The following is a 12,626-nucleotide window of genomic DNA, read 5'->3' on the forward strand; positions in this document are numbered from 1 at the left end:
TAACTCTGGCACCTCAATAATTGAAATTGAATGAGCTGCCAGAGTAACCTAAAGAATTTCAGGATCCATAAGCTGTACTCTAAATTCCCCAGATTTAACCATCGTATGGAATCTAAGCCTCTGAGTCGAAGTAAGATATGAATATTCCTCTTCCCCAACTTCTGCTGGGTTACCCAAAGCACTCATGCTTTGATCCTGGGTCCATTGATCAAATTCTCCCAGGTCAAGATAATCAATTGTATCTATTACATACTCGACAGTCAGTTTCAAATTATCCTTTAAATTCCATATCGCAACTTTAGAGTCCACTTCAAATGAATCATCGGGGTTACCAAGGAGTTTAATCGCTTCTTTAATATTCATCCCTAAAGTTATCCCATGGATATAGAATTTATTACCTTGTTTGACAATCTTCAAAGGACTCACAATTTGATGATCTTGAACCAAAGAATCAATCTTCTCCTGATTAACATCAGGAATAAAGTTTCCCTCAAACAAATCATTGGCAGCCTGAATTAACACAAACAGCGCTTGCTTTTCTCCTAAATCACTGCTCTCAGTTACTTTCTTTTTCAAAGACGGTATGTAATTATTTTTATAATATTCACTGTATTTATTACTAACCAACACTAGATCTTCCTTGTTTACATCGAATTCATATACATCATCCCAATAGGGCATTTGAGCATTACTAAGATTGTCCACATCTATTCGATATGAAATCACAAACTCATTTACACCATCGTGGTCTATATCAACACTTTTAGGTTCAAAGATGTCGCTGATTAATTTAGTTTTAACAACACCTTCTTTACGGTACTCTACTTCAAATTCTCCCCGACCATTGTTTCCACCGTTTGACACAAAAGAAGTATGGATAACCTCTTCAACTAAATCCGCCTTTAGCGAGTCTTCGACTAATTGCTTTTCCGGTTCTGGTTCTTTTTCTGCTTCTACCACGGGTATAGTTTCAAATGTTACCTTATTGTTATTCTCATCCGTTGAAGCTTGATGATTCTTTATTGAAAAAGTAAACTTAGTCAAAAATCCGAAACTGATTACAGCTGTTACAAGAAGAATTGCGGCAATGTAAGATGAATTTTTGATAATTCTTTTCTGCTTTTCTTTGTTTCTTTTTAATTGTTGCTCATTTTTCTCACGTTCTTCCATCTGCTTTTTTGCCTTTTCTTCTTCAAAAACCCTCAAATTCCGGATTATTGTCTCCTCTTCTTTATAATCAGTCAGAACATTCTCTTTGTTTCTTCTGCATCTTTTACAAGTTAGGTGATCGCCAACATTCAATCTTCCGCAAATACATATCCATCTCTCATCAAACTCGTTAGCCAAATATTTAGCATCATCCCCAGCTCTCGCTTGTACGAATGCCAATAGCTTGGGATCCCCTACCTTTACTAGTTCAATCTTTTCCGATGAAGAGGTATCGTTGTTCCACATTGAATTATCGTCAAACAAGATTTTCACAATATCCACTTCTATTTTTCTGGTGTTTTGATCCACTGCCAGCTCTAACTTTTTGTCCGTGAATTGTCTAAAGCTCGGAGGTAAACCATCTTTAAATTCAATCTTACATTCAAATGTGTTCCGCTCATCCTCAACTGGATCACCGAATTGGTCATAGCAGTAAATAATAATTTTTAGTCCTTTTACGGTACGGGAAGACAAGTTGTTAAACATTAATGAACAGTAAATCTTTCCTGTGCTTCTACTCTCATATAAATCATAATCAAGACATTCAACAGGACATTCGATATTTACTAACATTCCATTCCCCCGCTTAATCGCTTAATAAACGTAGATCGTCTTCCTCTGGCTCTTTTCCTAATTTTGAATTAATTTTATGTAATTGCTCTATAATCTCGGATATACCGATGAAAAACATCCCCGACACAAAACCAGCAGCCCAATACAACAGAGTGACAGACCATATTTGTTCATATGTGTCACTATAGAGTCCAACATTTTCTCTCCCAAATACCAAACCTAGAATAAATCCTGCTGCGATGTTAATAATTCCTATCCAAGTTATTACACCAGAAATTTTATTTTCCCTTTCAAACAACCTGATCACCACCTTCCCAATAGTTATATATTACCATATGAAAAATAGGTATCTATACTTCTTTGCGGAAAAACATCAGCCGACCGCTCTAACGAAGAACTGTTCACTACCAAAATGGCTACGCGATGCTACAGATAAGGGGGTATAACCTTACTCGAAAGATGCCCTTTACATATATCATTCTTAGTAAAATGCATAGATTACCATCCTTTTATCTGATAGAATCAATTTTAAATAATTATCAGATTTAGGGGGAAGAATGATTGGAAAAGTCGATTTTTAAAAAGTGGTGGTTTTGGTTACTGGTGATAATTATTTTTGGAGTGAAGTGGTGGCTTTGCTTACTGGTGGTACTTGTTTTTGGAGTTATGGGTAATATGGGTGGAAATAAGAAGGTCGCTGAGTCCACACTGTCAGCTACAACTACCGTAGAACCTACGAAGGAAGTCGTAGCTGAAGCGAAAGCAGAACCTACAGAAGATCCAACGCCAGCTCCCCACAGTGGAGATAACAGAAGCTCCTACTGAAAAGCTCCCCCAGCATCAACTGCCGCTCCTGACAAAAAAACTGCACAAGATTGAAAGTCAGAGATAGGCCTTTGATTGTTATCAAAACACAAAATATACATATTACGGTGCCCCACGAACCTCAATGGTCCGCGGGGCTTTGTTAATCTTTTAGGATCTGCAGTTTTGGAATATTATTAGCAGCTTTAAGTTCTATAGTTATTTTGTAGTATTCCTGCCTTCCCACACTCAAGCATATTCGCTCCGCTAAGTGTATAAACAGCAAAAAACCCTTACAACGTAAGGGTTTTGGCGAAGTGGGCCCTGAGGGACTCGAACCCCCGACCAATCGGTTATGAGCCGACCGCTCTAACCAACTGAGCTAAGGGCCCGGATCTAAAATATCCGTATTTAGGAGTGCTGAGGATGAATAAAATTGGTTGCGGGGGCAGGATTTGAACCTGCGGCCTTCGGGTTATGAGCCCGACGAGCTACCGGGCTGCTCCACCCCGCGTCAGTCATTAAATTCAAACAGCGACAATAATTAATATACATTACATGATGCCTCTAAGTCAAGAGAATTTAGAAAAACTTCTCAAGGGAGGAAACGTACCCCGTACTTTCCCTTACGGGAACGGTAAATTTCCACGAAACGTGGATCATGATAGCCATAAATCCATCCGTCCTGCTCTAATCGTTTGGCTAGACATCCGGCTTGAAATCGGGTCCGGAACAACTTGGCGAAGTATATCCAGTTCATGCTGTATTCGGCTCCTTTGTCGGCAAAATAATGGGATTCCTTCATGAGCTTATCATACCCAGTTTTCATAAAATAAGCCGCCGAAACTCCCGGCGGCTTTGGACCTTTTATTTGGAATAAATAGTGATTAATTCCTCACAGCACCTTGTGACATCCAGCCATCCTCCAGATCAAAGGTGGACGCCGGGGATTTTTTCAGCTTCTCAAGCATCTTATTACCCTGGGATTCCCAGGTCTTCAGTGCTCGATCCACAGATTGGCGGCCGTTATACACTTCGATGAACAACTGACGGCCGGCATCGCTGATTTGGGTAATTCCCGGCTTCTGCGCCTCCAGTTGATCCATAGCGGGATCACCAGCAGGCAGTGGTTTCTGTGTATAAAAAGGCTGCAAATCCAGACCCGGCTGACTGGAAATAATGTAGTCTATGCGGGACGTCAGTTCGTAGTTGTTATGGGCTTTGATTTTCGCCACCTCGTTGCTGTTAACGAACTTAATCAGGTCCCAGGCATCCTCTGGATCGGGCGCATTAGCACTGATCGCCATCATATTTCCCAGCCAAGTGCCGGATGACACCCCCGGCTTCTCCGCATGCGAAGGTACATTCACAATGCCCCAATCCGCCAGCTTGTAGTTAGGGATTTTGGAGGCATTTCGCTCAATATCCGCCAATTCTTTCACATAGCCGTACTCCCCGATAACCATGGCAGCCTTACCTGTCGCGAATAGATCTCCCTGAAGCGGGTTGAAGCCATTGCTCTCGGGACTACCGACATCGCTGACAAACCCGGGAATAATCCCCTTATGCACAAGTTCACTATAGGTTGTCCATGCTTTTTTCCATGGTTGACTGTTGACAGTCATCTTCTCGCCTTTGTTATCGTACATGGTCAGCTGAAGCGGCGATATATAGGTCAGCATGTCCCAGAATGGATCGCTGGAATAACGGCTCATGGAGAATCCGTAGACACGGCTATCTGGATGACCCGACACTTTGGCCATTTTGGAAGCATTGACAACCTTCGTCGCCAGTGTGAAGACTTCATCCCAGGTCATTCCATTCGTTGGATAAGGTAGACCTGCCTTGTCAAAAATAGCTTTGTTATAATACAAAGCACTGGAATTAAAGGTCGGTGCCAGAGCGTACAGACTGCCGTTACCCAGCTCGCGGATACCATCCAGCATCGTCGGCGCCATATTGCTAATATCATAATGGTCACGATCAATCAGCGGCTGAAGCGGCTTGAGCATGTTGTGGTCTCTCAGGCTCTTGATGAGCGTGCTGTCCCCGACAATAACATCCACAGGCTTGTCTCCGCCCATGAGCTTACGAATGCTCTCCAGGTTGTCTCCTGCGGGTGCTTGCGGGCCAGGATTGAAACGGGTGTCACTACTGTTTATAGCTGGCACAATCTCAAGCTTGACCTCTGGATGCTTCAATTCATACAGATCCGTAAACTGTTGGCGAAAATAGGTATCCTCTTCTCCGCTCCACAAGCTACCGATCCGCAGCACACGTTCTTTCTGCTGAGCATGGCCTTGCCCTGATTCTGCCCACGCTGTATGTAAGTTCGATGACGCCAATGGCAGCAGCAATGCCGCGCTAAGACCAAGACTCACCCGGCGGATTGCCTTTCGTTTCTTGTCAGTTGTATTCCTATTAAATTTCACTATATATCCCTCCTGAACATACTAAACATTGGGTCATGAATGCCTGGTTACTGGAGTAATCATCCATTCCTTCTTTATGTATTATATAGGTTTATAGCATTGTGAAAGTTACAGCAAATTTAAAGTTAAACAACGAATCTTTCATCGAATCCCCTTATATTGGAATAAGTAGAACGGCTTCTCCGTCCGCTAAGGGACGGTATCCGTTTCAGCGAGATATATAAGAATGATTTATAGCGAAAACATATAAATTCTTATATAAAAAAAAGTCCCTGCGCACCAAGGCGAGGGACTGTAAAACATCATTTATACTCCAAATGCCGCAGGATCTTTTCTCCAGGAGTGCAGAAGATCTACATCACTTGCAGCAATTTTACTCTGCGACAGTGCAACATCAATCAACGTGGTGTAATTGGACAGGCTCAGCAGCGGAATCTCTGCATCAGCGAATGCTTGTGTAGCCCGATCTAGCTCATAGCTGAAAATAGCCAGTACCGCCAGTGGCACGCCACCGGCCTCCTGAACCGCCTGAGCGGCCTTAATGGAGCTGCCCCCAGTGGAGATCAGGTCCTCAATAACGATCACCTTTTGCCCTGGAGCAATCAGGCCCTCAATCTGGTTCTGCTTGCCATGGCCCTTAGCTTTATCACGGATATATGCCATAGGCAGATTCAGCTTGTCAGCTACCCAAGCCGCATGTGGGATACCCGCTGTTGCTGTTCCGGCAATCACTTCAGCATCCGGGTAACGGCTCTTAATCAGCTCGGCAAATGCATCGGCGATATAGTTACGGACCTCTGGATACGATAAAGTCAGACGGTTATCACAGTAGATGGGCGACTTAATACCGGAAGTCCAGGTAAAAGGCTCTTGCGGACGCAGGTTTACCGCCCCGATCTCCAGCAAATACGAAGCGACTTGTTCACTTTTATTCGAAAATTGGCTCACGCTTGAATCATCTCCTCAATAATGGTTAGTGCCGCTTGACGCGGATCGGATGCTGCCGTAATCGGTCGGCCGATGACTAGATAGTGGCTGCCCTGGCGGATCGCTTGTCCCGGTGTCAGGACTCTCGTCTGGTCATCCATCGATGAGCCGGCTGGCCGGATACCCGGGGTCACTGTGCGAAATTCCGGGCCACAGGCGGACGCAATGGCCGCCGACTCCTGCGGGGAGGCTACAACGCCATCCAGGCCTGCTTCCGCAGCCAGCTTGGCATACCGAACTACCGTGTCACCTACATTGCCCGGGATTCCAATCTCCCCGTTCATGACTTCCTGACTCGTGCTGGTCAGCTGGGTTACCGCAATAATCACCGGCATATTAAGCTCCGGATTAGCGCTAACCGCAGCTGCTGCGCCCTCACGGGCAGCTGCCATCATAGCCTTGCCGCCTCCGGCATGCACGTTGAACATATCGGCACCCAGCCTTGTAATGCTGCCTGCTCCGCCTTTTACCGTGTTCGGGATATCATGCATTTTGACATCCAGGAATACAGAGTAGCCTCGTTCTTTCAGCTCCCGCACGAACTCCGGCCCAGCCGCATAGAACAACTGCATGCCTACTTTCATATAGCATGGGATACCTTCCAGCTTCTCCATGAGCAGTCTTGCACTCGCTACATCCGGGTAATCCAGGGCAATCATCAGCCGCTTAGCCGTATCTGACCATGCAGCATCGTGATCTGTCTTCACCTCTTGTTCTTTTTCGTAAGCCATAACCACCGCTCCTATCCAGTTTCACCTTGTCCACGAGGACCCTCATTCATCTTATTCATGGCCCGGTCATGGCGGGACGGTCTGCGAATCATCCGCAAACCGTCCCAGTAGCATGTTCAATGCTGTCTATTCAGTTCTTTATTGACCGACAAATGCAGGCATGGACTGCGACGAGAAGTTGATTGTCTGCAGCATTCTCAGCAGCGCCGCTACGGTGTCAAGGGAGGTCATGCAGACCACGCCATTCTCTACCGCTTCACGGCGGATACGGAATCCGTCACGCTCTGGTGTTTTACCCTTAGTCAGGGTGTTGAAGACAAAGTTCGCTTGTCCGCTGCGGATCAAGTCGACGATGTTCGGCTCCCCTTCGCCCAGCTTGTTCACGTTCATCACGTTCAGGCCAGCATCTTCAAGTGCGATTGCCGTACCGCCTGTAGCAATGATTTTGTAACCCATCGCATGGAAGCCCTTCATCAGTTCAACCGCTTCAGCTTTGTCCTTGTCAGCCACCGTCACGATAATGGCTCCCGTAGCCGGGATCTTCATACCCGCTCCGATGAGACCTTTATACAGCGCTTTGGCATACAGCTTGTCGCGGCCCATAACTTCACCGGTGGATTTCATTTCCGGCCCCAGTGTAGGCTCTACGCGGCGCAGCTTAGCAAAGGAGAACACCGGCACTTTAACCGATACATAATCGCTTTCCGGCCATAGTCCTTCTTGGTAGCCGTCTTCCTTGAGCTTGCCGCCAAGGATAACTTTAGTCGCCAGGTGGGCCATAGGAATCCCGGTCACCTTGCTCAAGAACGGAACCGTACGCGAGGAGCGCGGGTTAACCTCGATGACATAGACTTCATTTTTATAGATAACGAACTGGATGTTGACCAGACCAATGGTCTTCAGTTCCTTGGCAATCTTGATTGTAATTTCGGAAATCTTCTGCTTCAAGCCTTCGTCCAGATATTGCGGCGGATAGACGGCGATAGAGTCACCGGAATGAACCCCTGCCCGTTCCACGTGCTCCATGATGCCCGGAATGACTACAGTCTCTCCGTCGCAGATGGCGTCTACCTCAACCTCTTTACCCAGCATGTAACGGTCAATCAGTACCGGATGCTCTGGATTCACCTTCACAGCTTCGACCATGTAGCTCAGCAGTTCGGTGTCGTTGTAGACAATCTCCATCGCGCGTCCGCCAAGTACGTAAGACGGGCGAACCAATACCGGATACCCTAGCGACTGTGCGGTTTCAACCGCTTGATCGACAGTCGTAACCGTCTTACCCTTCGGCTGTGCAATATCAAGACGGGAGAGCAAGGCTTCGAACTTCTTGCGGTTCTCGGCTTCGTCGATGCTTTCCAGACTTGTTCCGAGAATATTCACCCCGGCAGCACTCAGCGGTGCCGCAAGGTTGATCGCGGTCTGTCCACCGAACTGAACGATTACCCCAATCGGGTTCTCCTGCTCTACCACGTTCATTACATCTTCAAAGAACAGTGGTTCAAAATACAACCGGTCCGATGTGTTGAAGTCTGTAGATACAGTCTCCGGATTGTTATTGATAATTACAGCTTCATAACCAGCCTTCTGAATCGCCCATACCGCGTGTACAGTAGAGTAGTCGAATTCAATCCCCTGTCCGATACGGATCGGACCAGAGCCGAGCACGATTACCTTCTGCTTGTCAGAAGGTGTCACTTCATTCTCAGTCTCATAGGTAGAGTAGTAGTAAGGTGTGGAAGCCTCAAACTCAGCCGCACAAGTATCTACCATCTTGAACACTGGCTTCAGCCCCTGGCTGAGACGCAATGCCCGCACCTCGGATTCCTTCGTTTGCTTGCCGTTAGGGTCACCTTCAGCACGGATCTCGGCGATAGCCCGGTCAGTGAAGCCAAAACGCTTAGCTTCATACAACGTTTCTGCGGTCAGGCTTTCTTCCCCGCGAATAACGCTCTCGAAGTTCACCAAACCTTCGATCTTGGAGAGGAACCACCAGTCAACGTTAGTGATATCCTGAACCTCTTGCAATCCGTAGCCGCGGCGGAATGCCTCGGCGATCAGGAACAGACGCTCATCATCGGCTTTTGCCAACCGATCTCTCAGAACCTGTTCTTCCAGCTTCTCTGCCCCTGGCAGACGGAAGCGGTGAACGCCGATTTCAAGGGAACGAACCGCTTTATGAATGGACTCTTCGAAAGTACGGCCAATGGCCATAACCTCTCCGGTCGCTTTCATCTGCGTGCCCAGCTTGCGGTTAGCCGACGTGAACTTGTCGAACGGCCAGCGCGGGATTTTGCTCACGATATAGTCAAGGGTAGGCTCGAAGCAGGCATAAGTCTGTCCGGTTACCGGGTTGACGATTTCATCCAGCGTATAGCCAAGGGCGATCTTGGCAGCCATCTTCGCAATCGGATAGCCGGTTGCCTTGGAAGCCAGCGCCGAGGAGCGGCTAACACGCGGGTTCACTTCAATGACATAGTATTGATAGCTTTGCGGATCAAGCGCGAACTGTACGTTACAGCCGCCTTCGATGTTCAGCGCACGGATAATTTTGAGCGACGCGCTGCGCAGCATTTGGTACTCACGGTCAGACAGCGTCTGGCTCGGCGCCACAACGATACTGTCCCCGGTATGTACACCTACCGGATCAAAGTTCTCCATGTTGCAGACCACGATACAGTTATCGTTGGCATCGCGCATAACTTCATATTCGACTTCCTTCATGCCGGCGATGCTCTTCTCAACCAGACATTGTCCGATCGGGCTGTAACGGATACCTGCCTTAACCGTCTCACGCAGTTCCTCTTCGTTATCACAGATACCGCCGCCTGTACCACCCAAAGTGTACGCAGGACGGACAATCAGCGGATAGCCGATCTCATCAGCGAAGCTCAGAGCTTCTTCCAGTGTAGTGATGATTGTGCTCTCTGGAACTGGCTGATCCAATTCGCGCATCAGTTCGCGGAACAAGTCGCGGTCCTCAGCTTTTTCGATGGAGTGAAGCTGCGTTCCGAGCAACTTTACATTCTCTTGCTCCAGAACGCCTGCACGGGCCAGTTCTACAGCCATATTCAAACCGGTCTGTCCGCCGAGTGTTGGCAGCAAGCCGTCCGGACGTTCTTGGCGGATAATGCCGGTGACGAATTCAAGGGTGATAGGTTCAATATAGACTTTGTCGGCCATATTGGTATCGGTCATGATGGTCGCCGGGTTGCTGTTGATCAGCACTACCTCAACGCCTTCTTCTTTCAGGGCTTGGCAAGCTTGAGTTCCTGCATAGTCGAACTCGGCTGCTTGGCCGATGACGATCGGACCGGAGCCGATCACCAGTATCTTTTTAAGTTTATCATTCTTAGGCATGTTATCTTGCTCCTTTCACGGCTTCAAGCTGGGGCGCCCACTGCTGCGCCGTGATTCTGGCGTTGGCTGCAAGCTGCGCCTGACGAGTGCTTACAGGCTTGCTCGCTTTATGCTCTGCAATCATCTGCAGGAAACGGTCAAACAAATAGCTGCTGTCATGCGGTCCCGGCGCTGCTTCTGGGTGATACTGCACCGAGAAGGCAGGGTAACGGGTATGTTTTAGTCCTTCGACTGTCTTATCGTTATTGTTGATATGTGTAACTTCCAGCTCTGTACTCTTGATGGAGTCTTCATTAACGGTGTAGCCATGGTTCTGTGAAGTGATGAAGCAACGTCCGCTCTCCAGTTCCTTAACCGGGTGATTCCCGCCGCGGTGACCGAACTTCAGCTTCTCTGTATCCGCTCCACAAGCCAGGGCAAACAATTGGTGACCCAGGCAGATGCCGAAGATCGGATATTCGCCAAGCAGCTCAGAGATTGTTTGTACCGCGTAAGGTACATCCTTAGGGTCCCCAGGGCCGTTGGACAACTGAATGCCATCCGGGTTCAGGCGGCGAATCTCATCTGCTGTCACATCATGCGGTACGACTACAACGTCACATCCGCGGTTGTTAAGCTCGCGCAGAATTCCTGTTTTAGCACCGTAATCAACGAGTACGATTCTTTCCTTGTTGCCAGGACTAATGTAAGTGTTCGGTGTAGAGGTGCGCGCTACCTGATTGCGCAATTCCTCTATACTGGTGTCACCCATCATTTCCTGCAGTTCTTCTACCCGTTTGTTGGACGTGGTCAGGATTGCTTTCATCGTTCCGTAGTGGCGAATGATGCGGGTCAGCATCCGGGTGTCAATCCCGCTGATACCGGGAATGCCATATTCCTTCAGCAGATCGTCTACACTGTATTCTGCGCGCCAGTTACTTGGCACCGTCTCATGACGACGCACCACAAATCCGTGTACGAACGGACGTGCCGATTCGAAATCATCGCGGGTGATGCCGTAGTTTCCGATCAACGGATAGGTCATGGTAACGATCTGACCGCAGTAAGAAGGATCCGACAGTACCTCTTGATATCCTGTAATTCCTGTGTTAAATACAACCTCGCCTGTCTTCTCGCCCTCGGCACCAAATGCGGTACCTGTAAACAGCGTGCCATCCTGCAGCAACAATCTTGCCTGCATTCCCTTCCACTCCTTCTTGTTGTTTCTATTATAAAAGTTCGTTAGTTAGTTTGTCTCATTCCAGACCAGCTTGCCATCCACCCAGGTACTTACCGGCCAACCTTTAAGCTTCCAACCGGTAAAAGGAGTATTCCGACCCTTAGTCGCAAAATCCGCCGGGTTCACTTCCTTCTCCTGTTCCAGATCAATCAGTGTCAAGTCTGCAGGCGCTCCGGCTTCCAATACCCCGGTGTTCAACCGGAATACACGAGCCGGATCAGCGGTCATCCGCTGGACCAGCAGGGACAAGTCCCATTTGCCTGTGTCTACAAAAGCCGTGTAGAGCAGCGGGAATGCTGTCTCAAAGCCTACGATACCGAATGGAGCAAGCTGCATCCCCTTAGCTTTCTCGTCTTCGCTGTGCGGAGCGTGATCGGTAACGATCATATCGAGCGTACCGTCCAGCAGTCCTTCGATACATGCTTCCACGTCACGGCGCGAACGAAGCGGCGGGTTCATTTTCCAATTGGCATCCAGCCCTGGAATGTCCTCTTCTGAGAGCAGCAGATGGTGCGGGCATACTTCAGCGGTCACCTTAATCCCGATCTCCTTGGCTTGACGGATCAGACGTACCGATTGTTCTGTGCTGACGTGGCAGACATGATAGTGAACCCCAGTCGCTTCCGCTAGCAAAATATCCCGGCCGACATGGATCGCTTCCGACTCATTCGGAATTCCGATCAGGCCGTGCTTCTCTGCGAACGTTCCTTCAGCCACAAAGCCGCCCTCCACCAGCGAGTTATCCTCACAGTGGGCAATCACCGGCATATCCAGCTTTGCAGCCAGCTTCATGGCGTCTTTCATCATTTGCGCGCTCTGCACGCCCACACCGTCGTCAGTAAACCCAATCGCTCCGGCTTCCTTCAGCGCTGGAAAATCAGTCAGCTCTCTGCCCAGCTCATTCTTCGTAATTGCTGCATAAGGCAGGACCTTTACCAGACCGGCTTCACGAGCCTTGTCTTTAACCAATTGCACCACTTCGGGGCTGTCTGTCACCGGACGCGTATTCGGCATGCAGGCGATGGTGGTAAAACCGCCCTTGGCTGCCGAACGGCTGCCCGTTTCAATCGTTTCCTTGTGCTCGAATCCTGGTTCACGCAGATGCACATGCATGTCAATCAGGCCGGGAATCAGCAGCTTTCCTTCTGCATCAACGATCTCAGCAGCTCCGGTTACTTCCTCATTTCCATCTATAAGAGCGGAGATCACTCCGTCCTCAATGACTATGTGTTTGCGCTCCGGCTTGCCGTCCTTGTTCAATACGCTGGCGTTTTTAATGATCACTGTCATGATTCTCCTTTTTGCCTGCAG

At 48.4% G+C, this 12,626-nt stretch carries 10 protein-coding genes and 2 tRNA genes; 1 reads left to right on the forward strand and 11 read right to left on the reverse strand.

The features are described 5' to 3' along the window. Positions 1–48 precede the first annotated feature (48 nt). Both ACFRAM_RS10145 and ACFRAM_RS10150 read right to left on the reverse strand, forming a co-directional pair. Positions 49–1,782 (reverse strand): hypothetical protein, encoded by a 1,734-nt coding sequence (locus ACFRAM_RS10145; RefSeq protein WP_379465763.1) that lies wholly within the window; start codon positions 1,780–1,782, stop codon positions 49–51. A gap of 13 nt (positions 1,783–1,795) precedes the next feature. After that, positions 1,796–2,080: a hypothetical protein gene (locus ACFRAM_RS10150; protein ID WP_379465764.1), complete on the reverse strand. Its 285-nt coding sequence runs from the start codon at positions 2,078–2,080 to the stop codon at positions 1,796–1,798. Between the two features lie 263 nt (positions 2,081–2,343). Between ACFRAM_RS10150 and ACFRAM_RS10155 the strand changes: the two genes are divergently transcribed. Then, positions 2,344–2,607 carry a hypothetical protein gene (locus ACFRAM_RS10155; protein ID WP_379465765.1) on the forward strand — a complete coding sequence of 88 codons (264 nt, stop codon included), beginning with the start codon at positions 2,344–2,346 and terminating at the stop codon, positions 2,605–2,607. Between the two features lie 297 nt (positions 2,608–2,904). Here ACFRAM_RS10155 and ACFRAM_RS10160 read toward each other — a convergent pair. From ACFRAM_RS10160 to ACFRAM_RS10200, 9 genes are all read right to left on the reverse strand, one after another. Then, positions 2,905–2,978: transfer RNA gene (locus ACFRAM_RS10160), tRNA-Ile, on the reverse strand. A 45-nt stretch (positions 2,979–3,023) separates the two neighbouring features. Further along, a tRNA-Met gene (locus ACFRAM_RS10165) sits at positions 3,024–3,100 on the reverse strand. Between the two features lie 81 nt (positions 3,101–3,181). Next, a complete protein-coding gene (locus ACFRAM_RS10170) occupies positions 3,182–3,415 on the reverse strand; it encodes a hypothetical protein (RefSeq protein ID WP_175372781.1) in 234 nt (77 codons plus the stop codon). A gap of 58 nt (positions 3,416–3,473) precedes the next feature. Continuing rightward, entirely contained in the window at positions 3,474–5,018 is a 1,545-nt protein-coding gene (locus tag ACFRAM_RS10175) for an ABC transporter substrate-binding protein (protein WP_379465766.1), read from the reverse strand. A gap of 306 nt (positions 5,019–5,324) precedes the next feature. Continuing rightward, a complete protein-coding gene (gene pyrE / locus ACFRAM_RS10180) occupies positions 5,325–5,966 on the reverse strand; it encodes an orotate phosphoribosyltransferase (protein WP_175372908.1) in 642 nt (213 codons plus the stop codon). Next, entirely contained in the window at positions 5,963–6,736 is a 774-nt protein-coding gene (gene pyrF, locus ACFRAM_RS10185; protein ID WP_379465767.1) for an orotidine-5'-phosphate decarboxylase, read from the reverse strand. The genes pyrE and pyrF overlap by 4 nt, the downstream gene beginning before the upstream one ends. Before the next feature lie 138 nt (positions 6,737–6,874). Further along, entirely contained in the window at positions 6,875–10,096 is a 3,222-nt protein-coding gene (gene carB, locus ACFRAM_RS10190) for a carbamoyl-phosphate synthase large subunit (RefSeq protein ID WP_379465768.1), read from the reverse strand. 1 nt (position 10,097) lies between these two features. After that, entirely contained in the window at positions 10,098–11,276 is a 1,179-nt protein-coding gene (carA, locus tag ACFRAM_RS10195; RefSeq protein WP_379465769.1) for a glutamine-hydrolyzing carbamoyl-phosphate synthase small subunit, read from the reverse strand. 45 nt (positions 11,277–11,321) lie between these two features. After that, on the reverse strand, positions 11,322–12,605 hold the full coding sequence (locus ACFRAM_RS10200) for a dihydroorotase (RefSeq protein WP_379465770.1): 1,284 nt from the start codon (positions 12,603–12,605) through the stop codon (positions 11,322–11,324). Positions 12,606–12,626: the final 21 nt, after the last annotated feature.

It is taken from the genome of Paenibacillus sp. NPDC056722, assembly GCF_042790635.1.
GTDB classification, from domain to species: domain Bacteria; phylum Bacillota; class Bacilli; order Paenibacillales; family Paenibacillaceae; genus Paenibacillus_AQ; species Paenibacillus_AQ agri.